Source organism: Sulfolobus acidocaldarius DSM 639 (assembly GCF_000012285.1).
Lineage (GTDB): Archaea > Thermoproteota > Thermoprotei_A > Sulfolobales > Sulfolobaceae > Sulfolobus > Sulfolobus acidocaldarius.
This window is the reverse complement of record NC_007181.1, coordinates 1,232,536-1,253,830: the sequence shown is the minus strand read 5'-3', so window position 1 is coordinate 1,253,830 and position 21,295 is coordinate 1,232,536. Positions and strand designations below refer to the sequence as shown.

Annotated in this window: 29 protein-coding genes and 2 tRNA genes; 25 read left to right on the top strand and 6 right to left on the bottom strand. The window is 36.1% G+C overall.

Features of this window, described 5'->3' with window-relative positions; translation table 11 throughout:
- Window positions 1–27 precede the first annotated feature (27 nt).
- Window positions 28–1,080: a phosphate signaling complex PhoU family protein gene (locus tag SACI_RS07025; RefSeq protein WP_011278294.1), complete on the top strand. Its 1,053-nt coding sequence runs from the start codon at window positions 28–30 to the stop codon at window positions 1,078–1,080.
- Here SACI_RS07025 and SACI_RS07020 read toward each other — a convergent pair.
- Window positions 1,070–2,242, bottom strand: a complete 1,173-nt coding sequence (locus SACI_RS07020) for a nicotinate phosphoribosyltransferase (RefSeq protein ID WP_011278293.1) — start codon at window positions 2,240–2,242, stop codon at window positions 1,070–1,072. The genes SACI_RS07025 and SACI_RS07020 overlap by 11 nt on opposite strands.
- Before the next feature lie 66 nt (window positions 2,243–2,308).
- Between SACI_RS07020 and SACI_RS07015 the strand changes: the two genes are divergently transcribed.
- The 19 genes from SACI_RS07015 to SACI_RS06925 all read left to right on the top strand — a co-directional run bounded on the left by SACI_RS07015 (window position 2,309) and on the right by SACI_RS06925 (window position 13,433).
- On the top strand, window positions 2,309–2,773 hold the full coding sequence (locus SACI_RS07015) for a 30S ribosomal protein S19e (protein WP_011278292.1): 465 nt from the start codon (window positions 2,309–2,311) through the stop codon (window positions 2,771–2,773).
- A 9-nt stretch (window positions 2,774–2,782) separates the two neighbouring features.
- Window positions 2,783–3,133: a DNA-binding protein gene (locus tag SACI_RS07010; protein ID WP_039671597.1), complete on the top strand. Its 351-nt coding sequence runs from the start codon at window positions 2,783–2,785 to the stop codon at window positions 3,131–3,133.
- The gene (locus SACI_RS07005) at window positions 3,130–3,285 is read left to right on the top strand and encodes a 50S ribosomal protein L39e (RefSeq protein WP_024083981.1); all 156 of its coding nucleotides are present in this window, start codon (window positions 3,130–3,132) and stop codon (window positions 3,283–3,285) included. The genes SACI_RS07010 and SACI_RS07005 overlap by 4 nt, the downstream gene beginning before the upstream one ends.
- A 4-nt stretch (window positions 3,286–3,289) precedes the next feature.
- A complete protein-coding gene (locus tag SACI_RS07000; protein WP_011278289.1) occupies window positions 3,290–3,679 on the top strand; it encodes a 50S ribosomal protein L31e in 390 nt (129 codons plus the stop codon).
- Window positions 3,676–4,347 (top strand): translation initiation factor IF-6, encoded by a 672-nt coding sequence (locus SACI_RS06995; RefSeq protein ID WP_011278288.1) that lies wholly within the window; start codon window positions 3,676–3,678, stop codon window positions 4,345–4,347. Before SACI_RS07000 ends, SACI_RS06995 begins: the two co-directional genes overlap by 4 nt.
- Before the next feature lies 1 nt (window position 4,348).
- Window positions 4,349–4,609 (top strand): 50S ribosomal protein L18Ae, encoded by a 261-nt coding sequence (rpl18a, locus tag SACI_RS06990; protein ID WP_011278287.1) that lies wholly within the window; start codon window positions 4,349–4,351, stop codon window positions 4,607–4,609.
- Window positions 4,610–4,614: 5 nt separating this feature from the next.
- Window positions 4,615–5,055, top strand: coding sequence for a prefoldin subunit alpha (pfdA, locus tag SACI_RS06985; protein ID WP_011278286.1), 441 nt, complete (start codon window positions 4,615–4,617; stop codon window positions 5,053–5,055).
- A gap of 188 nt (window positions 5,056–5,243) precedes the next feature.
- Window positions 5,244–6,161, top strand: coding sequence for a signal recognition particle-docking protein FtsY (ftsY, locus tag SACI_RS06980; RefSeq protein WP_370685264.1), 918 nt, complete (start codon window positions 5,244–5,246; stop codon window positions 6,159–6,161).
- 15 nt (window positions 6,162–6,176) lie between these two features.
- Window positions 6,177–6,374 carry a protein translocase SEC61 complex subunit gamma gene (locus tag SACI_RS06975; protein WP_011278284.1) on the top strand — a complete coding sequence of 66 codons (198 nt, stop codon included), beginning with the start codon at window positions 6,177–6,179 and terminating at the stop codon, window positions 6,372–6,374.
- A 13-nt stretch (window positions 6,375–6,387) separates the two neighbouring features.
- On the top strand, window positions 6,388–6,846 hold the full coding sequence (locus SACI_RS06970) for a transcription elongation factor Spt5 (protein ID WP_011278283.1): 459 nt from the start codon (window positions 6,388–6,390) through the stop codon (window positions 6,844–6,846).
- Window positions 6,847–6,853: 7 nt separating this feature from the next.
- Window positions 6,854–7,366, top strand: a complete 513-nt coding sequence (locus SACI_RS06965; protein ID WP_011278282.1) for a 50S ribosomal protein L11 — start codon at window positions 6,854–6,856, stop codon at window positions 7,364–7,366.
- Window positions 7,363–8,028: a 50S ribosomal protein L1 gene (locus tag SACI_RS06960; protein WP_011278281.1), complete on the top strand. Its 666-nt coding sequence runs from the start codon at window positions 7,363–7,365 to the stop codon at window positions 8,026–8,028. The genes SACI_RS06965 and SACI_RS06960 overlap by 4 nt, the downstream gene beginning before the upstream one ends.
- Window positions 8,025–9,032, top strand: a complete 1,008-nt coding sequence (locus tag SACI_RS06955; RefSeq protein WP_011278280.1) for a 50S ribosomal protein L10 — start codon at window positions 8,025–8,027, stop codon at window positions 9,030–9,032. The genes SACI_RS06960 and SACI_RS06955 overlap by 4 nt, the downstream gene beginning before the upstream one ends.
- A 41-nt stretch (window positions 9,033–9,073) precedes the next feature.
- Window positions 9,074–9,391, top strand: coding sequence for a 50S ribosomal protein P1 (gene rpl12p, locus SACI_RS06950; RefSeq protein WP_011278279.1), 318 nt, complete (start codon window positions 9,074–9,076; stop codon window positions 9,389–9,391).
- A gap of 40 nt (window positions 9,392–9,431) precedes the next feature.
- Window positions 9,432–12,155, top strand: coding sequence for an alanine--tRNA ligase (gene alaS / locus SACI_RS06945; RefSeq protein WP_011278278.1), 2,724 nt, complete (start codon window positions 9,432–9,434; stop codon window positions 12,153–12,155).
- Complete coding sequence (locus SACI_RS06940; protein ID WP_015385617.1) at window positions 12,145–12,753, top strand: DUF434 domain-containing protein; 609 nt, start codon at window positions 12,145–12,147, stop codon at window positions 12,751–12,753. Before alaS ends, SACI_RS06940 begins: the two co-directional genes overlap by 11 nt.
- A gap of 27 nt (window positions 12,754–12,780) precedes the next feature.
- Window positions 12,781–12,872, top strand: a tRNA-Arg gene (locus SACI_RS06935).
- A gap of 35 nt (window positions 12,873–12,907) precedes the next feature.
- Complete coding sequence (locus tag SACI_RS06930; RefSeq protein WP_011278276.1) at window positions 12,908–13,264, top strand: hypothetical protein; 357 nt, start codon at window positions 12,908–12,910, stop codon at window positions 13,262–13,264.
- 96 nt (window positions 13,265–13,360) lie between these two features.
- Window positions 13,361–13,433, top strand: a tRNA-Gln gene (locus SACI_RS06925).
- On the opposite strand, the gene SACI_RS11660 is transcribed toward SACI_RS06925, so the two are convergent.
- Both SACI_RS11660 and SACI_RS06920 read right to left on the bottom strand, forming a co-directional pair.
- Entirely contained in the window at window positions 13,431–13,553 is a 123-nt protein-coding gene (locus tag SACI_RS11660) for a putative integrase (protein ID WP_230937977.1), read from the bottom strand. The two genes, SACI_RS06925 and SACI_RS11660, sit on opposite strands and share 3 nt — an antisense overlap.
- 326 nt (window positions 13,554–13,879) lie before the next feature.
- Window positions 13,880–15,025, bottom strand: a complete 1,146-nt coding sequence (locus SACI_RS06920; protein WP_011278275.1) for a hypothetical protein — start codon at window positions 15,023–15,025, stop codon at window positions 13,880–13,882.
- Between the two features lie 212 nt (window positions 15,026–15,237).
- On the opposite strand from SACI_RS06920, the gene SACI_RS06915 reads away from it, so the two are divergent.
- The 3 genes from SACI_RS06915 (at window position 15,238) to SACI_RS12065 (ending at window position 17,482) form a co-directional block, all read left to right on the top strand.
- Complete coding sequence (locus SACI_RS06915; RefSeq protein WP_011278274.1) at window positions 15,238–15,594, top strand: AbrB/MazE/SpoVT family DNA-binding domain-containing protein; 357 nt, start codon at window positions 15,238–15,240, stop codon at window positions 15,592–15,594.
- Complete coding sequence (locus SACI_RS06910; RefSeq protein ID WP_011278273.1) at window positions 15,566–17,110, top strand: ATP-binding protein; 1,545 nt, start codon at window positions 15,566–15,568, stop codon at window positions 17,108–17,110. The genes SACI_RS06915 and SACI_RS06910 overlap by 29 nt, the downstream gene beginning before the upstream one ends.
- A 231-nt stretch (window positions 17,111–17,341) precedes the next feature.
- The gene (locus SACI_RS12065) at window positions 17,342–17,482 is read left to right on the top strand and encodes a hypothetical protein (RefSeq protein ID WP_011278272.1); all 141 of its coding nucleotides are present in this window, start codon (window positions 17,342–17,344) and stop codon (window positions 17,480–17,482) included.
- Window positions 17,483–17,741: 259 nt separating this feature from the next.
- Here SACI_RS12065 and SACI_RS06905 read toward each other — a convergent pair whose 3' ends face one another.
- Complete coding sequence (locus tag SACI_RS06905) at window positions 17,742–18,416, bottom strand: hypothetical protein (protein ID WP_147127856.1); 675 nt, start codon at window positions 18,414–18,416, stop codon at window positions 17,742–17,744.
- Window positions 18,417–18,591: 175 nt separating this feature from the next.
- Between SACI_RS06905 and SACI_RS11930 the strand changes: the two genes are divergently transcribed.
- Both SACI_RS11930 and SACI_RS06900 read left to right on the top strand, forming a co-directional pair.
- The gene (locus SACI_RS11930; RefSeq protein ID WP_155589489.1) at window positions 18,592–18,732 is read left to right on the top strand and encodes a hypothetical protein; all 141 of its coding nucleotides are present in this window, start codon (window positions 18,592–18,594) and stop codon (window positions 18,730–18,732) included.
- A gap of 359 nt (window positions 18,733–19,091) precedes the next feature.
- Window positions 19,092–19,574 carry a hypothetical protein gene (locus SACI_RS06900; protein WP_015385615.1) on the top strand — a complete coding sequence of 161 codons (483 nt, stop codon included), beginning with the start codon at window positions 19,092–19,094 and terminating at the stop codon, window positions 19,572–19,574.
- 364 nt (window positions 19,575–19,938) lie between these two features.
- Here the strand turns inward: SACI_RS06900 and SACI_RS06895 are convergent, their stop codons facing one another.
- Together SACI_RS06895 and SACI_RS06890 are read right to left on the bottom strand one after the other, a co-directional pair.
- Window positions 19,939–20,565 (bottom strand): hypothetical protein, encoded by a 627-nt coding sequence (locus SACI_RS06895; protein WP_011278270.1) that lies wholly within the window; start codon window positions 20,563–20,565, stop codon window positions 19,939–19,941.
- Window positions 20,566–20,712: 147 nt separating this feature from the next.
- The gene (locus tag SACI_RS06890) at window positions 20,713–21,237 is read right to left on the bottom strand and encodes a hypothetical protein (RefSeq protein ID WP_011278269.1); all 525 of its coding nucleotides are present in this window, start codon (window positions 21,235–21,237) and stop codon (window positions 20,713–20,715) included.
- Between the last annotated feature and the right edge of the window lie 58 nt (window positions 21,238–21,295).

Below are 21,295 nucleotides of genomic sequence, written 5' to 3'. Positions count from 1 at the left end.
TGTATATAACATGTAAAAGTGGTTAACATGGAAGTTAGAAGAGTTCAAAAATTTGGAAAATCTACACTAATGATATCTCTTCCAGCAGAATGGGTTAAAGAAGTAGGTTTATCCTCAGGTGAAAGTGTATATCTTGAAGTGGATGAAGATGGAAGCTTGAAAGTATATCCACCAAATATGAAAGTACAAAACGTAAGTAGAGAAATGAAAGTTTCCATATCTAACACAGTAATGCCTGAAATTATTACTAGAATTATATATGGCTTATATATATTAGGTTTTGACAAGATTGACATAGAAAGTAAAGAGAAGGCGTTTAGTGAAGATTTGCTAAGGAAAATAAAGGAAGCTGTTAGAAGTTTAATAGGATATGAAATAACCACCCAAACCATAGATTACGTTCAAATACAGTCTTTCCTTGATCCAACCAAATATACCATGACAAGTCTTCTCAATAGGTTAGCAACTAACTTAAAGCAAATGCTACATTACCTTAATTTAGGAATAAAAGAGGCAAGTAGAACTTTTCTGCAGGAAACAGTAGAATTAGAGAAAGAAATAGACAGATTATATTACCTTGCATTAAGACAATTGTTACTATCTCAAACTAACAGAAGCTTGGCTTATATGATAGGTGTCAAGAGAATACAGCTTATCGGAAATAGAATTTTAATAAAAGCTATAGAAGAGGCTGCAGATGAGGTAAGTGAAGCCGTAAACGATCTACTTTCTCTGACTCCACAAGAACTTGAAGAAGTGAAGGATAATTGGAATAAAACATATGATTTAATAGAACAAGCCATAGTTCTGATTGACCATGCGACAAGAGCGTTAAGCAAAGAAGATATGAAGATAATAAATGAGACAATGGAGGAACTAAGAACATTAAGGAGAGTCCTAATAACAGAGTCAACTAATTTTGAAACAACAAATAGTAAAAATACGAAGAATTACAGAGTTTCAATAGTTGTTAGATCACTTCATCTAAGATTATATAATGCTATAAGGAGAATGGAACCAATAGTGGAAATTGCATTCAATAGAAGTCTAGAAAATATAAAGGAAATTCTTATAGATTAGGTAACTTTTTAAGTTGCGATATAACATACTCCCTTATCTCCTTAGCCGTAGGTATATCCCTTATTATTTTCCCGTTCTCGATATACTTTACCAGCAAGGGTTTACAGTTCAAATTAGCGGGTGGATAGTCATCTAATAGGGTAATAATATCGCCATCTGGTGAATCACCACATCTGTATACCTGTTTAGCTCCAGGCCATTTACCTCTCTTAGTAAACGGAATCCATTGTCCATTCACGTACTTTTCAACAATATCAGCACTAAAATCGACACTCTGTGGAAAAGATATACTAGTCCCCACACCAAAACCGTCTACCACATCCCTTAATTTAACCACATCGTCTTCATCTATCCCACCACTTACGAAGATCTTAATATGGCCATATCCATGTATATTTAGCGTCCATCTGATCTCTTGAACAATCTTCCTGAAGTTTCCCCTTCTACTTGATGGAGTATCGAGTCTTACCCCATATAATTTGTCTTTCAAAAGCTCAGCAGCTTTGAGAACTTCCGTTCTCTCATCCTCAAATGTGTCTGCTAATATTATTCTTGGTACATTAGAAGGCATAGCCTCGTCAAAAGCTTTCCAAGCCTTTACATTATCCCCGACTGATAACATCAGTGCATGAGGCATAGTACCTGTAGGCTCTGCACCTATTGTTTCTTGATTGAATGCCCCAGAGACACCATCGCAACCACCTATATAAGCCGCTCTATCAACCATAGGAGCTATTGCGGGATGTAGTGCCCTTAGCCCAAAAAATAGAACTGTTTTATCTAATGCCAATTTCTTAATTCTAGCTGCTTTAGTTGAAATACTAGAATAGTGCCTTAATATACCTAAAAAAGCCGTTTCAAAAACACCAAAATCTAAATAGTTACCTTCAATTATCATGACTGGCTCTACTTCCTTAAACACAGTACCTTCTGGCATCGCATAAACCGTAACCTCTTTTCCTTCAAGTAGTTTCAAAACTTCCTCCAGACCAGAAAAAATTGCCCAACTATATCCTTCTGGTAAGCCATATGAATGGACCTCCATCCTAACTTTGAGATCTTTTATTCCTAAATGTTCAAGAGTCCTTATAGTTCTATCGAAATATATATCAGTCATCTTCCCATCAAGTATATCCCTCTCGTTGGCTATGTAGAATCTCATCAAACCTCAACTTTAGTAAAACCAGATAACTTTTAAACCTTTAATCACGGAATAGATTGGAAGATCATGATAACAGTACAGATGGTTCCAGCTGATATTTTAATCCCTAAGCTTGCAGAATATCTAAAGAATAATGTTAAAGAATTGAATCCACCAAATTGGGTTTACTTTGCGAAGACAGCGTCTTTCAAGGAAAGAGTGCCTGACGATATAGAAAATTGGTGGTACATAAGAGCAGCCTCCCTATTAAGACACCTCTACATCTACAAAGAACCTATTGGTTTACAAAAAACAAGAAAATTATATAGTGGTTCAAAGAGAAGGGGTACTAAACCGCCTAGATCCGTTAAAGCTCCGACTCATTCTATAAGAACAATACTTCAACAATTAGAAAAAGCGGGTCTTGTAACTAAAACTAGGAGAGGAAGGATTTTGTCACCAAAGGGCAGATCCCTTTTAGATAAATTAGCATACGAAATGTTTAAAGAGTTGGCTGAGAAAAAACAAGATTTGAAGAAATACTTACAGTAGGGGTGATCTATTATAAGTGGAGAATATGATGAAGAGTTAGATGAACTTCTGAAAAAAAGAGCAACAGAGATGCAAAGAAGACAATTAGAAGAAAGACAGAGAAAAGCTGAAATTGAAGCCCAAAAGGATGCTATCTTAAGAACCATCTTAACGCCTGAGGCTAGGCAAAGACTTACTAATGTAAAACTAGTCAGACCTGAATTAGCAGAAGCAATAGAAAATCAGCTTATTGCGTTAGCACAATCCGGCAGAATTCAAGCACAAATAACTGATGATGAACTAAAACAAATATTAGCTCAACTTAACTCTCAAACCAGAAAAGATTATAAGATTACGATTAAAGAGAGAGGATGGAAATGAGCAAGCATAAGTCCTTAGGCAAAAAATTGAGACTAGGTAAAGCGTTAAAAAGAAACTCTCCTATTCCTGCTTGGGTCATAATAAAAACTCAAGCTGAGATAAGGTTTAATCCACTAAGAAGAAATTGGAGAAGAAATAATTTAAAGGTGTGAATAAATGAGCCAGGAAACTACTGCTACTAAACAAGAAGAGCAAAAAACATCAGAGCTACAACAACAGAAGAAAGAGGAACAAAAACCGCAACAGGCAACAACTACAACGAAAGAGGAAAAGAAAACTAAGCCAGAGAAAGAGAACTTTGAAATGGTTATAAACTTTAGAAGAGTAATAATGGGAAGAAAAACTACCAGAACTAAAAGAGCCATAAAGTATGTGAGATATATGGTAAAGAGACATTTTGGAGCGGAAAAAGTAATTATTGATCCACTATTAGCAAAGGCAATAACCATGAATGGTAGGGATAAAATAGTAAGAAGAGTAAGGATAGCTGTCAAAAGAATCGGAGAAAAAACATATTTAGCTAGACTTGCAATTAAGAGTGAATGATCTTAGATAAGTTATCAATTTTTGGTACAGACAATATAGGTATTTATATATTTACTAATGATAAATATACAATTATACCTAAAATAGACGACAAAGAAGTAATAGAGAAAATTCAAGGAATACTGAAAACAGAAATAATACAGACTACCATATCTAAGAGCGTGCTAGTAGGTATTCTGGTTACAGGAAATAATGATGTAATTCTCCTACCTAGAACAGCTCTGGCAGATGAAATAAAGGTCATAAAGGAACAGGCTAAAGACGTTAGAGTCGAGGTTGTGGATATTAGACCTACTGCTTTAGGAAATATCATATTATCCAACACGCATGGTGCACTTATTTACCAAGATCTTTCTGAGGCGGAAATAAATAAGGTAAAGAAAGCATTGCAGATTGATACTGCAATTAAGGGTACAATAGCAAATATAATTACAGTAGGATCAGTGGCAGTAATTACAGACAAGGCTGGTTTAGTACATATTGACGCAACTGAAGAAGAGTTGAAAAAATTGAGTGAATTATTTAAAGTAAAGTTAGATTCTGGAACTGTAAATTTTGGGAGCGTCTTTATAAGGAGCGGATTAGTGGCTAACAGAAATGGAGTTCTAGTAGGTTCCTCAACAACGGGAGCAGAGATTTTAAGAATCCAAAGAGCATTTAGTGATTAGTATGGCTGAAGTAAAAATTTTCATGGTCAGAGGAACTGCCATATTTAGTGCGTCAAGATTTCCTACAAGTCAAAAATTCACAAAATATGTTAGAGCTTTAAATGAAAAACAAGCAATCGAATACATTTATAGTCAACTTGGTGGAAAAAATAAAATTAAACGATACAACATACACATACAAGAGATCAAAGAAGTTAAGGAAGATGAAATCACTGACAAGACAATAAGAGATTTAGCAAAGCTAGATAAAATTATAATGTGATAGAAATGAGTGAAGAGGCAGAGCAACAACAAGCGGCAGAATATATAGCATACCTATATGATCAAGCATCAGCACTAAGACAATATATAGATACCCTTCAGAAGAACCTGGCAGAGGTACTAGAATCCTTAGAAGCAGTAAGAGCATCAAAAAGTGCCGTAGACGAGATAGGTAAGGAAAACCAGGAATACTTGTTATTTGGCGACAGAAAGGGCAATATAGTATTCAAGGTAAACAGTGTAGATAAAAATAAGGTTCTAATACACTTAGGATTAAATTATTACGCAGAAGTTGATCCACAAGCAGCTAAGAAAATTCTGGATGATAGAGAGCAACAGTTGGCTGAAGTATCTAAAAATATACAAGGTGAATTATCTAAGTCAATAGACGCTTATAATCAAATTGCAGAAATTCTTTCCCAAGTGCAAGGTAAAAAAGGTGAATAATTTGTTTTGATAGATTAAAAAAAGCATTCTCAAATTTTTTAGATAAAATTAGTGGAGAAGAGAACAAAAAGGAACCTGAAACTAGACAAACAGATCAACTAGAAAGTAAAAAAGAAGAGACTATACAACAACAGCAAAATGTACAACAACCACAAGCGGAAAATAAAATTGAGCAAAAACAGGAAAAAATTTCAGTTCAAACAGGTCAAGAAAATAAGCAGGAGAATAAACGATCCTTCTTTGATTTCCTGAAGTATAAAACGATAAAAGAGGACGATCTTAATGACGTTATAGAAGAACTCAGATTTCAACTTCTTGATTCTGATGTATCTTATGAAGTTACGGAAAAAATACTAGAAGATCTCAAAAATAATCTGATAGGGAAAAAGGTTAGTAGAAGAGAGGAAGTTGAGGAAATAGTAATAAATACTCTAAAAAAATCTATAACAGAGATTTTAACAAAAAATCAAAAAACAGATTTGATAGAAAAAATAAGAAGTAGTGGAAAGAAGCCATTTGTAATAATATTCTTTGGAGTTAATGGAGTAGGTAAAACTACTACTATAGCAAAAGTAGTAAATATGCTGAAGAAAAATAACTTATCTACAATTATTGCAGCCTCAGATACATTTAGAGCTGCTGCACAAGAGCAACTAGCTTATCATGCATCAAAATTAGAGGTTCAACTAATAAGAGGAAAATATGGTGCTGATCCAGCGTCGGTAGCATTCGATGCCATAAGTTTTGCTAAGAGTAGAAATATAGATGTAGTACTTATTGATACAGCTGGGAGAATGCATATAGACTCTGATTTAGTTGAAGAACTTAAGAGGGTTTTAAGGATAGCAAAACCTGATTTTAGGATCTTAATATTAGACTCGCTAGCAGGAAGTGATGCATTAGAACAGGCTAGACATTTTGAAAATAATGTTGGATATGATGCAGTAATTCTTACCAAAGTAGATGCAGATGCTAAAGGTGGAATAGCTCTTTCATTAGCGTATGAATTGAAAAAACCTGTAGTATATATGGGAGTAGGACAGAATTATGATGATTTAATTCCCTTCTCACCAGACTGGTTTGTAGAAAGGATATTCAGTAGTTAAAGTTAAAATTCGTAAATGAAAGTTTTTAGTATAATGAAAATTTCTGACATTATCAAAAGGCTACGAGAAGACTGGAAGAGAATAATTAGTGTAGCCAAGAAACCAGACAAAGATTCATTTAATTACAGTATTAGGCTTACACTTTTAGTTATGGCTGTAGTTGGTCTCATCGCTTACATTGTACAGTTAACTACATCACTGATAATAAGGTAAAAAGGTGCTATCAATGGAGGACTTCAAGTACAGAAATTATTACGTGTTAAGAGTTACAGGAGGACAAGAAATTAACGTGGCTCTTATTTTAGAAGAAAGAATAAAAACAAATAATATAAATGAAATCTTTTCTGTAGTAGTCCCACCTAATATAAAGGGTTATGTGATACTTGAAGCTACCGGACCTCATGTAGTAAAATTAATTTCATCAGGAATAAGACACGTTAAAGGAGTAGCTCATGGACTAATTCAGAAAGAAGATGTTACAAAATTTGTTTCTAAGTCAGTTGCATTACCCGCTGTGAAAGAAGGAGACTTAGTAGAGGTAATTAGTGGTCCATTTAGAGGTATGCAGGCTCAAGTTGTGAGAGTAGAATCAACAAAAAATGAAGTAGTTTTAAATATTTTAGAATCCTCATATCCTGTTCAGGTTACAGTTCCTTTGGAACAAGTTAAACCTGTTAAGAGGTGACAGATAATTGCCTACTAAGACAATAAAAATAATGGTAGAAGGAGGTAGTGCTAAACCAGGTCCACCATTGGGACCTACCCTATCACAATTAGGACTTAATGTTCAGGAAGTTGTTAAAAAAATAAATGATGTTACAGCACAATTTAAAGGAATGTCAGTACCAGTCACAATTGAGATCGATAGTTCAACTAAAAAATATGATATAAAAGTTGGAGTACCTACAACAACATCACTATTACTTAAAGCAATAAACGCTCAAGAGCCCTCAGGAGATCCAGCCCACAAGAAGATAGGCAATTTAGACTTAGAACAAATTGCTGACATAGCGATTAAGAAAAAGCCTCAACTTAGCGCAAAAACTCTAACAGCTGCAATAAAGAGTTTACTAGGAACTGCAAGGTCAATAGGTATAACTGTTGAAGGAAAAGATCCTAAAGATGTAATAAAAGAGATTGATCAAGGAAAATACAATGACTTATTAACTAATTATGAGCAAAAATGGAATGAAGCAGAAGGGTGAAGAAAGTGTTAGCGGATAAAGAATCGTTGATAGAAGCCTTAAAACTGGCACTTAGTACGGAGTATAATGTAAAAAGGAACTTTACACAAAGTGTGGAAATTATACTTACGTTTAAAGGAATTGATATGAAGAAAGGTGACCTTAAACTTAGAGAAATAGTTCCCTTACCAAAACAGCCATCTAAAGCAAAGAGGGTTCTTGTTGTTCCATCCTTCGAACAACTCGAATATGCTAAAAAAGCATCTCCCAATGTTGTGATAACTAGAGAAGAATTACAAAAATTACAAGGACAAAAAAGACCAGTGAAAAAATTAGCTAGACAAAATGAGTGGTTTTTAATTAACCAGGAATCTATGGCACTGGCAGGAAGGATATTAGGACCCGCCTTAGGACCTAGAGGTAAGTTTCCTACACCTCTACCCAATACAGCTGATATCAGTGAATATATTAATAGATTCAAGAGATCAGTTCTAGTAAAGACCAAGGATCAGCCACAAGTTCAAGTATTCATAGGAACTGAGGACATGAAGCCTGAAGACTTAGCTGAGAATGCGATAGCCGTATTAAATGCAATAGAGAATAAAGCAAAGGTAGAAACTAATCTAAGAAATATTTATGTTAAAACAACAATGGGTAAAGCTGTAAAAGTTAAAAGAGCGTGATCGGTTTGGCAGTTACTACAACTAAAAAAATAGCAAAATGGAAAGTAGATGAAGTAGCTGAACTTACTGAAAAATTAAAAACCCATAAAACTATAATAATAGCTAATATAGAGGGTTTTCCTGCAGATAAACTTCATGAAATAAGGAAAAAATTAAGAGGAAAAGCTGACATAAAGGTAACTAAAAACAACTTATTTAACATAGCACTCAAAAATGCAGGGTATGACACTAAATTATTTGAAAGCTATCTAACTGGACCTAATGCCTTTATATTTACTGATACTAATCCCTTCGAATTACAGTTATTCCTATCAAAATTTAAATTAAAGAGATATGCCCTGCCAGGAGATAAGGCAGATGAGGAGGTTGTTGTACCAGCAGGAGATACAGGTATTGCAGCAGGTCCCATGCTCAGTGTTTTCGGAAAGTTGAAAATAAAAACAAAAGTCCAGGATGGAAAAATTCACATATTACAAGACACAACAGTTGCAAAGCCTGGAGATGAGATACCAGCAGATATTGTACCAATATTACAAAAACTAGGAATAATGCCAGTATATGTAAAATTAAACATTAAGATAGCCTATGATAATGGAGTAATAATCCCAGGAGATAAATTATCAATTAACCTTGATGATTATACTAATGAAATCAGAAAAGCTCATATTAACGCATTTGCAGTAGCCACAGAAATAGCGTACCCAGAACCAAAGGTCCTTGAATTTACAGCAACCAAAGCTATGAGAAATGCATTAGCTCTAGCCAGTGAGATAGGTTATATAACTCAAGAGACAGCACAGGCAGTATTTACTAAAGCAGTAATGAAAGCATACGCTGTTGCCTCTTCAATAAGCGGAAAAGTAGATTTAGGAGTTCAAATACAAGCACAACCACAGGTCTCTGAACAGGCAGCTGAGAAGAAAGAAGAAAAGAAAGAAGAAGAAAAGAAAGGACCAAGCGAAGAAGAGATAGGCGGAGGCTTATCATCACTATTCGGTGGATGAGTTTAAATATCACCTCTTTATGTATTTTAAGGTGATTATATATGGAGTACATATACGCAAGTTTACTATTGCACGCAGCTAAGAAAGAAATAAGTGAGGAAAACATAAAGAATGTATTAAGTGCAGCAGGAATAACAGTGGACGAAGTTAGACTAAAAGCTGTAGCAGCTGCTTTAAAAGAAGTAAATATAGACGAAATATTGAAGACAGCTACTGCAATGCCTGTAGCAGCAGTAGCAGCCCCTGCAGGTCAACAGACACAGCAGGCAGCTGAGAAGAAAGAAGAAAAGAAAGAAGAAGAAAAGAAAGGACCAAGCGAAGAAGAGATAGGCGGAGGCTTATCATCACTATTCGGTTAATAAGAAAGTCTTTTTTACCATTTCAAATATCATTTTTACCATGGTCAAAGCAAACGAGAACGAGTACAGGTTAAACTTTTTTCTGTCAAGAGGATATGAAAGAAAAATTTGTAGATCCTGTTCTACCCCATTTTGGACTTTAGATAAGTCAAAGGAAAATTGTTCAGATGTTCCTTGTACTGACTATTACTTCTTTGATATCAAGATTAAATCTCCCCCATTAACAGTGAGAGAATCAAGAGAAAAATTTCTAAGATTCTTTGAAAAGAGAGGACACACCATAGTTCCACCTAAACCTGTAGTTGCCAAGTGGAGAGATGATCTTTATCTTACTATAGCTAGTATAGTTGACTTTCAACCATTTGTAACGAGCGGATTAGCTAAACCGCCTGCAAATCCACTGGTAGTTTCTCAGCCATGTATAAGACTAGAAGATGTGGATAACGTAGGAATAACATTTGGAAGGCATTTGACCACATTTGAAATGGCTGCTCATCATGCATTCAATTATCCTGATAAACAAATTTATTGGAAAGACGAAACAGTAGCATTTGCTAAGGAGTTCTTTACAGAAGAACTAGGGATCCCTGAAGATCAGTTAAACTTTAAAGAATCATGGTGGGAGGGTGGAGGTAATGCAGGACCGTGTTTCGAAGTAACAGTAGGAGGCTTAGAATTAGCTACATTGGTATTTATGCAATACGAAATTAGGGGACAAGATTACGTACCCTTAAAACTTAAGATTGTAGATACAGGATATGGTGTTGAAAGAATTGCATGGTTTACACAGAGAACCCCAACAGCCTTCCATGCGATTTATGGTAATTTAGTGAGCTCGTTCTACAAAAAGATTGGCGTTGGTGAAGTAAATAATGAGTTACTTAAAGCTGCTGCTATATACGCAGGTAGAATAGATCCTGACATAAAAGAGACTATAACTGCCCATAGGGAGCATTTAGCAAAACAATTAGGTCTTGATTTGAAGTATGTAAATGAGGAACTTACAAGAGCTGCCAGAGTATTTCAGGTACTTGATCACACAAAAACAATTGCTCTCATGTTAGCAGATGGACTTGTACCCTCTAACTCAGGCGAGGGATATCTAGGGAGGTTATTAATTAGAAGAGCTCTCAGAGTCCTTAGATTATTAGGTAGTGATGTCAAGCTACATGAACTAATAAAGGATCAGATTGATTATTGGAAAGAAGATTTTCCACAGATGTTAAAGAATAAAGACTATATAGTTGATGCAGTAATAAATGAGGAGGAGAAGTATAATGATACAATAAGCAAAATTCCTTCCATACTCTCAACGTTATCTAAAAAGAGCAAAGTTGACTTAGATGAACTAATTAACATATACGATTCTAATGGTATTTCCCCAGATCTAATATTAGATGAAGCGAGAAAAAGGAATATAAATATTAACGTTGAAATCCCTCATAACTTCTACTCCATTGTAGCAAAGAAACATCAAAATGCTCTAGTGAGAGAAAATAGGAAGGATAAAATTCCCAAAGAAGTTATTGATGAAATAAACAATAAAAAAATAGAGCCAACTGTTCCTCTCTACTATAAAGATCAGTATCTGAGGACATTCAATGCAAAAGTGTTATTAAATTATAAAAATTTCCTAGTCCTAGATCAAACGACATTCTATCCTGAGGGTGGAGGTCAAATAGGTGATACGGGAATTATAAGATCAATTGAGGGTAATAAGCAGGCCAAAGTAATTGATACCCAAAAGTATAAGGGAGTAATTGTGCATATACTTGACAAAGATTCTCCCTTCATTCAAGGAGAGCAAGTATATGGTGAAATAGACTGGCAAAGAAGATATAGAATTATGAAACACCACACGGTTACGCACGTGATTTTATCAGCCACAAGAAGAGTATTAGGAGAACATGCATGGCAAGCAGGGGCTGAGAAAACAGAATATAAAGGAAGACTTGACGTAACTCACTATAAGTTGCCTACAGAAGAAGAGATAAGGAAAATAGAAGATTTTGCTAACTATATAATTAATGATCGCAGAAAAGTTAGACCACTATATATTGAGAGAACTGAAGCTGAAATGAAATATGGAGTTTCTATATATGCTGGAGGAATACCTGAAGGGTCTGAGATAAGACTAATAGAAATAGAAAATTGGGATATAGAGGGATGCGGAGGAACCCATCTCATAAACACCGGAGAAATTGGAGGAGTTAAAATAGTGAACGTCGAAAAACTTCAAGACGGTGTAATAAGACTAGAATATGTAGCTGGTGATATGGTATCCAATTATGCAAGACAACAGGACGAGAAATTAAATGAAATCTCAAAGTTGCTAAATTCGCCTGTATCCCAGATTAATGTAAGACTCAAAAAACATTTAGAAGAATATGAGAACTTACAGAATTTGTTGGACAAATATCGTAAAATTGTATTGGATAGAATACAGGAGATTGCAGAGAGAATAAGCGTCAATGGAATTACTATATATATATTGAGAGACTTTATAGATGAACAGCTTATAAAAGAAGTAATGAGGAAGATCACATCTAACAATCAAAATATTGTAATTAGTATCAGAGGCAAAGATACAAAGAACGTTGAAATTGCGACATCAAAGGACATAAAGGTCGATAAAATCGTGGATGAATTAAGGAAAATTGGTGGAAGAGGGGGAGGAAAAGGAACATATGGAAGTGTTTCAATAACTGTTGAAGAGGAAAAGATAATTGATACAATTAGGTCAGCAATTACTAATGGCGTATGAAGATTATAAGTACCTTTTAAACAGAGGATATAACAGAAAACCGGCTTTAGATCTAATTAGTTCAAGATACAATTTAGATAAAAAATCAAGATTGTTATTATATAGATGTATCCATAGTGACGAAGAGATTCAACATATAAGAAGTAAAAGCGTGAAAAGTGTAACCTATGTAATACTAGACGGTTACAATTTAGCACTAACATTACTCTCTTTAATTTATGGTGATGAAATCTTTCTTTGTGACGATGGTTTTTATAGAGACTTAGGACTAGGCAAGAGAAAAAATAATTCAGAAGAAATCTTTGATATGTTAGTCCTTCTCTCAGAATATTTAGATCAGAATAAGATAAAATTCGAAATCATTTTAGATTCACAGATAAGTAGGAGCGGAGAGCTCGCAGGTAAACTTAGATATAGGGGTATATATGCTAAAACTGTTAGAAAGACGGACTTAGAATTAATTTTGAGTAATAATGTAATATGCACAAATGACTTTTTGGTTTTGAACAGGGCAAGGCAGATATACAATCTTTTAGCAAAATTCATAAAAGATAGCGGGCTTGATACAACATTTTCCTTTTATAAGGAAAATCTTTAATTCTTAACCTGGCGAATATATTATCATGGACCCGTAGCTCAGCCAGGACAGAGCGCCGGCCTCCTAGTCGGCGCTGAGAAGACAGCCGGTGGTCCCGGGTTCAAATCCCGGCGGGTCCGCTATACTTTTAATTTAGTTTAATGAAATGTAAACTGTGTTTGCACCTTTACTTGACATTATACATGATATGAATGAAGAGAAAATTGTTGAAGCTGCAGACAAATTATTGAAACTATTGAAAGATACACAAAAGGAAGATCTATTAAAATTAGCTTATGAATTAGAGAAAGAAATTAGAAATTTAAAAGAGGAAGACGAGTTACTTAGATTTTCCATTCCTGAATTAGTAGACCAACTAAAACAAACAATTAAGGAGCTAAACGAATATAGAAAGAGGAAGATTAAGCTCTTAATTTCCATTCTGGTTATTAAACTAAGTGAAAATAACTTCCTGATAAGAGAATCAGTACTGAAAGGAAAAGTTGAAATAAAGCCACAGACCTATATGTAAAAGAGGGTGATTATACTCTTAAAATTAATACTGTATTGACTACATGATACTAAATGGAAAGAAAGCTTTTTAGTTAAAATATGACAAAGTATACTTAGCCGGGTCGTCTAGCGGTCAAGGATCCAGGGCTTTGGCCCCTGGGACCAGGGTTCGAGTCCCTGCCCGGCTACCTTATTGGGGTACTCCTGATACCCACATTACTATCTTTCAATTTAACATATGTTTCAATCACGTCAGCTAAAGGATCAATATAATGTTCCTTTACCTTACCGTCTTGACCCTTCTCTATGGAGTAAACATAATACTTATTCCCTCTCTGACGAATCTTATACTGCCCGGCAACGAAAGTCCTATAACCCGTATATTAACTCTGCCCTCTTCAAATAATTAAAGCTTAAATATCGATGGTAATTGCCTTAATCAAATCTAAAGTTGAAAGAACAGGGCAAAAATTCCTCATCAGTAATACTAATAAAATAATATTACTATAATTACAATTTTTATTAAGTTAACTGAGGAGTTAATTCAAACATTTCATTCCCAAAAACTCTTTGACCTCCTCCCCGCCATAAAGGGCGAGACTTTCCTCGTTTTAATCACCTTCACTGAGAGACATTACTGAATATTCTCATTTAAACGCCTTTCATTTTCTTTTTCATCTTGGCTCTTTGCACGCCTTCTCTGTATACGCATTTTAAAGTTTTCGAAATCTATCCCAAACTTTTTGAACAGCTTTAAGGCCATCTCAAATCCTTTATTTGTTAATTTAAACTGCTCTTTCCGTATCCCTTCTATGTAAATATATTGTTTTTTACTGAGGTCTTCAAGACTATCACGCACCCTCTTACGCAATAATTGATCATCAAGGAGCACGAACTTTAGGTCCTCTACTTGGAATCCCCTTTCCTTTAACTCATTATATACTTTGCGGACCAGCTCAATGAGAGAGTCTATGCCTATGATAAGCCTATTTGGTTCACTACTAAGCGCCATGATTATTATGTCACTAAGAGAGATGTGATTGTCTAAATCCTGATGTATTTCCTCATAGTTATATTTTGTTGATCTTCTCTCTTCTTCCACAGGTGATGATGTCACAAGATTGTTTTTTTCTGCAGATTTTCCCGTATTAGGCTTGTCTATTGGTTTCATTAAAGTTATTTCCTCCCTTTTGCTCTCTGATGTAGTATGTTCTGAATACGCCTGAGTAATTTCATTTTGATTTATACATTTACACCTAATCTTAAGGAAACAGAGGTAATCGTCTTCATTAAGCTCTTCTGCTGGCTTACCTATAATATACTTAGCTAATTCGATATCCCAGATTAAGAAGAAGTTTGGGAAAAGTATGTGCAATATTTCCGATGCAATAACGGAGTCAACTCCCTCTATATTTCTCAGACTTTTATAAGCATCCTTAATTTTGTTTCCGTATTGTTCAACATTATTATCATCACATAGATTTTTATTCGAAAGATCTACTAATAGATTAGTTTTAAGAAAGGTTAATTCGTCTTTGAGATCATCTTTTTTAATATTCTTGCTTACATACTCATCGTGCCGGTGATCAAGAAATTCAATTATTCTCTCTGCTGCCTTTTTAGAGGCTTCTTCATTTTCATAATTGATTTCTTCAAGTGACTTCAAAGTGTTAGAGTAGATAACGTCCTCTTTAAGAAGTTCTTTCAATTTTTTGAGACGCACATTCAGCTCTTCACAAATAAGTACATCGACTTTTTCAGAGCATTCCTCATTAGACATATATATATAATTACAAAACTGAATTAATAAAATATACTGAGATGACTGACCTAAAGGTAAGGCTCTCGTCCTTTAGAATGACCATAGTTGAATTTTTTCTCAGTAAACTGGGGAGTTAACTCAAAATAAGTAAGTCTCGTCCTTTAAAGTTGGAGGAGGTCAACTCATTAGTGAGGTAAAAATTGAGTGAACTATCTAACTAGTTTACAATAGTGGGAAGAAGTGGGAAAATAATATTAGCCTTTACGCAAAATAACATTATTGTGGAAATTAAAGAGACTAAGAAAATGACTATAGACGTCAGAGGGAGGATAAAAATTCCTAGCTCGTTCATTAGAGAACTTGACCTCAAGCCTGGTGAGGAAATTTATCTAATCTTGACGAGTGACAAAAAGATTGTAATCACTAAGGACGGCCTACCTCAAAACAGCGAATTAGAAGAGAGGGTTAAAGAGTTGGAGGAAAAATACGAGCGACTTGCAAAGGAGCTGGGTAGGCTTGAATTTGACTTTGCAAGATATTTGAGGAGGTTAAGTAAAGATGAAACTAAGTACCAACAATCTACGTGAGCTCTTAAAGAACTTTAATAGATGGTGGGAAAATAAGGACTGGGATAAGGTAGATAATGAACTAGGGGAGTTCGATAACTCAGAACTAAAAGAACGACCAAGGCTATTTTTTCATCTAACTAATAATTTTGTCTCAGGCTCTTATGGCATTGTAACTGTAAGAGGACCCCGCAGAGTTGGTAAGACGACTCTCATTAAACTTATAATACGTCACCTCATTAAAGAGAGACAAATAAATCCATCAAATATCTTTTACATTCCACTAGATTACGAGCAGTTTAAAGTTGACAACATTAGCCTAATCAACTTATTGGAGGCAATAGCAGAGAGTAATAATGAAGAGAAATACGTTTTTCTAGATGAAGTTTCAATGTATAGAGGTTGGGCTCAAGCGTTGAAGAACGCCTATGACGAGGGTTTAATAAAAAACTATAAGGTGAGAATTATTGCAACTGGGAGTCATTCGATGGACTTAGCTGAAGCAGCAAGTAAGCTCAGCGATAGACAAGGTGAGATGGCTAAGATGATAAACTTAGGCGGTAACCTAGTAATGAGACCTTTACGTTTCTCAGAAGTAGTTAAGGCAATACGTAAAGATATTAATGAATTTATTGCTAACAAAAAGTTTAGAAGACCTGGCTATAGATTCGGAATCCTTAATTCTCTACGCAGTGGATCCATTGACGATATTTTAAGAAAATTCTATGACTCTTACTTTGTGTTTCTTCGAGAATCTTTTGAAAACTATTTATTGCACGGAGGTTATCCTAAGGCTATTGACGAATACCTTAAGGAGGGAAGAATATCGAAGAACTTTTACAACAATATTGCAGATTTATTAATAAAGGACTCTAAAGTCGCTGGGCTAGACCCTACTAACTTAGAGAGGTTACTAGAATATTTAACTGGTCCAATGACAGTTTCTAACCTAATGAATCCCATTAATTTAGAGGTCATAGGTGAGGACGAGAGCGGGAAACCCAAGAGGAAGATTAACTGGAAGGACTATTTTAACTACCTAATAACTACATACTCCTTCTTTTTTGGATATAGAGAAAGTGAGGAGTGTAAGCCAAACTATGAGGACATGGTTAAAAACTATGTGCTTGACCCCTTCCTATACCACTCGATTAGAAGTTATTTCCATAACTCTGATGACCCCTTTGAAGAGTCACGAAAAATGCTTAAAGACAACACATTTAAAGGGTTGTTGGTAGAAAGCGTAGTAGCCTCCCACTTGCTCCAATCTCAATATCTGTTTGAACATGTCACCCATGTGGAATATGACAAAGTACTCATGTATAGAAAGGATGATCAGGGCGAGATTGATTTTATTCTGTGTATAACTAAGAACAATTCGAAGTATAAGTTCTACATAGAGTCAAAGTATAGTAGTAATCCTAAGACTGGGAAATACAGTATCAACGACACAGTTATAGTGCTGACAAAGGACAAGCTGGATAAAGAGAATAATGTAGTATATATTCCCGTAAGTATCTTTCTACTTCTTTTCTAGATCTTTTATGTTCCCACCATTTCCCCAATAAGTGGGGAATTTTTGGGAATTTTTCCCACAAATGTTCCCAAAAAGTCCTATTTTTTCCCAGAATCGTTCCTACTTAAACCTACTTATTTCCACTAATACAAAAAATTGAAAATTGCGCATTAGGAATTTTGAAACTTATTCAAAATAATCATCTCGTTACTCAAAAAACCCTTTTTATTCTATTTCACCAACATTATACATATGAGAATAGTTGAGAAGGATAAGAAAGGTTATGGGTACCTAGAGTTAGAGACTGACGAAGACCTAGAGGAGTTTAGGAAAATGCTTATTGAGGCTTATTATGAGCTCAATCCCGACCATAGACCTCCTTGTGGGAAATAATTCGTAAAAGTTTTAACTGTAGAAGATAACTATAATATCGGGCGGGCTCAACACTCCGACTCTCGCTCATCGGTCGCCTGTGGACCTCTCATCACCCGCCTTCATTCCCGTTTCTTTGTCGTTATAGGGAGCTTGAAAACCTTGCGTTTTTTACTTTATTATCTTTAATATCATGATTGTAATAATATTTGTAAAGTTTTCTCATCGGTATATATGTTTTAAAAAGCTGGGATCTGGGGAATTAATAAGAAAAAATATACTAACTTATCCAAGCTGTCCCGTTCCAAACCGCTTCAATTTTTACTACTGTCCCTTCAGGGTAAATAAATATCGCATAGTATATGCTCGGCATAAAGTCAGCGTTATAGAAAGTAAGCATCTCGCCAGGGTACGGTATCCCAGTCTCGTTAAACAAGTATAAGTTATACTTCTGTCCCGTCGCCAAGTTAATCCACTGGTACTCGTTCCCGAAGGGCGGGCCGTTCCACGAATTGTACAGGTCCACCCAATAGATCTCGTAGTTTCCAGAGATGTTCACGAGGTTAGTCGCGTTATATACCGCTGGGATCCTAGACACATTGAAGAACATAAGCTGGCCTGGGAAGTACTGTATCGCGTTTGGTAGTTTACTTATGTCGAGTATTTGCACGTTCATTAAGACCCACGGGTCGTAGAAGCTCTCGAGCTCGATTGTATTTGCAAACTTGCTATACGTCGTATTGAAAGTATAGCTGGCGAACTCGCTCGCTAGTGTGAAGTACTCGAAGTACTTGTACTGTACGTCAGTGCTGTTCATCGTTTGATTGACATACCGCATCAAAGCATTTGCCAAGGTCGCGTTCTGCTCAAGATAGTACCAGCCCTGCGTAGCGTAAGGGTTGTACGGCATTTTTTGATATATCCATGTCGGTGGCTCCGTTACATCCTTTATCAAGTTGAAACTTAAGTAGTAGTTGTACGTATTCCCTGATTGTTGCAGATATTGCTGAGCTGTAAGAACTATATTCCCAGCGTGCCATATTCTACTTACTGAGTAGTTTCCTACATTCAATGTATCATACGTGATAATACTAGTCGCGTTTTGATACGACTTTGAGCTCCAGATGTCCATGAACGATATCGTAGTTGTGATTTGCCTTGACGTGTACAGTTTATTCGCAAATAACGTCACTGGATTAGTGCCATTGTTCACGATTACGATAACTGCTGGATATACATCATATTCATACCAGTTGTACACGTTGCCTTGAGTAGTTATGTATGGTGACGAGGGGTAATGGTCTGTCACGACGATTGTATAGTTTCCCTGTCTCGAATGTGAAGAGCTCGTTTCAGCATACGTAGATATGGTATATTGACCTGAGACGAGGTATGTTACGCTCTATGGTACTACTACAGACCCTGAGAGCAGGTTAGTATAGCTACCTCCCCTTGGATAGAAAGTATAAGCGAAAGATTGAGAATTGAGAAGTTGCGAGTTTGCATATAGATAAGCAGTCCCGGACACGGTCTGTGTGTGGACAACAATTTGGTTGTTTTGATATAAATTGATTTTCTATATCTGGAAAAGTGCTTTTAGGGTCAGGACGAGTTTATTTCATGAGGTGAGATGACGAACAGGTTCGATTCCCTCGTCCTCACCCAAGTAATCTCTGCCCTTTTAAGGTATATAAGTGTTAAGCCTAGGTTCCACACCTTGGATGAGATTGCACTAGCCTTGACCTCCTACTTGCTAGGGTTATCAAGTTGGAGGACTTTATTACCTCACATAACCTTGCTCTTCTACCTTCATAAGCTAGCTAGCGTTGATTACGAGCTTAAGCTAGACGTTGAGGATGGGGGCCCTTTCCTCGTTGACGAGACCAAGGTGTTGAGGGTTAGGGGCGAGTATTGCTACCTGTGGGTATTTAGGCACTACGAGACTGGGCCGGTCGTGTTCTTCATGTTAACTAGCCTAAGGAGTGGTCTCCACGTTTACGTAATACTAAACGGTATTAAACTGGAGGACTGGAGGGATAGGGTTCACCTTTTTACACGACAAGGCGTCAGTCTACAAGGATTTCAACTGGTTCAACGCGAAACACGGGATTGAAACTTTAGGAAAGAGGACGATAGTAGAACCGGTGTCCAGAAGCTTTACATAGGCTAGCAGGCGTGGATTTCCACTTCCCCTGGAACTCGACCAGGAGCACGGTGATGAGGAGGTTGAAAATCTTCTTCCTGGTCTGAAACGCAATTTACTCGAAATCTGTAAGTATAAGCAAGAATAAAATTGAATTTCATGGAGATAGATGAAATTGTCGTCAACACATGTTCTGCACGATAAAAAGACTGTGCAGACTTTTATCTCTATTCAGAAAAGAGTAAGACTTCTCCCTTAACGTAATAAATAAGTGAAGGGATTATTCAACAGGTTTGGTGGCTAAGAACTCTTTTAATGTAAAACCTAGAGAGATTTAGGACTGGTCTCTAATCCTTACATACTCTACAACGAAGTATATGCCTCCTGCGATAAAAGCGAAAGAGATTATATCGCCAAAGGATGCTAAAGGCCTAGACCCTGTAATATTAGATATGACCCCTTGAATACTAAAGATTAAGAGAATAGCCCCAAAGGTTATGAGAAAGATCTTCCTGTTTCTTAATCTCGTTGAAGGTATACTAGTTTCTTCTACAGTTGAAGTCTCACCTCTCCTAAACCTTCTATAAGCGCTTAAACCACCTTGGACAAGCAAGCGGAAGATAGCGCCAGCAATAAAAATGACACCAAGAACTAGCGAACCCGCCCAGACTATGGATCCTGCATTGAATGAGTATGATATAAAGCCGAAAACAAAAAGTGTTATCCCTGCTACTAGACTCATTACCCCTGTTCTAAAGAAATACGGATAACTACTACCTAAAAATAAATGAACGGATACGCCTATAGCAATTATAGAAAAAACCATTGGTATTATTATTGGTAACTCTAACACGAGATTTCCATGATAGGGTATTTGGGTAGACAGGAAGAGTGACAGGTAAAGTAACAGTAGCCCAACTAAATAAGATATCATGGATAGGAAAAATCTTCTACTTTCCATTTTATCTCATTCTTTAATATTACTGGCAGCAATTAATAACATTTTCTGCATTTGTTACACACTTACCAGTCTTGATTACGCAATAGGTGCAGGCAAGTCCATCTAAAGTTAAATATAGGCTAGCTTTCTAGAGCGAGTATGTATGTACTACTTGGCGTACTCGAAAAGTAGCTTGAGCCTCTGTTTATCCTTAGTATAAAACATGATATGTAGTAAGTAGATGTTCTTCTTCGCAAGGCTCCCGAGCAGTGACGCTTGTACTTCTTTCTTCCTCTTGCCAAACATGGCCCGTTGGGCCTCCTTCTTTAGTACCTCAGCCTTCCTGAGAAAGAGGTCATTAAGCCTGGGCTCTAACACAACCCAGAACCTGATCTGTTCATCCTTCTGCCAGTACGTGATGATGTTCAATAGATTGCTGTACTCAATGTTCTCGTAGAAGTCGCTCTCTTTCTTCAGGCTCAGAACCCCTACGAAACCTTGGTTGAAACTTAGATTGTCCTCCTTTATCATGAGGTACTTCCTCAAAATTTCCTCCTGGGCAGATGTCCTTACAAAGAAGTCAACCTCTTTTTCTCTCTCCAGAAAGACGAACTCGAAGACGTTGCCGAAGACTTGCGTTTGCTCAAGCTTGCTATAATTGAGGTCCTTTAACGCAACCTTGAATAACTTCATCTCAAAATTCAACACTTTAAAAACAACTTAGCTTTGAATTAACTTCCCAGTTTACTGA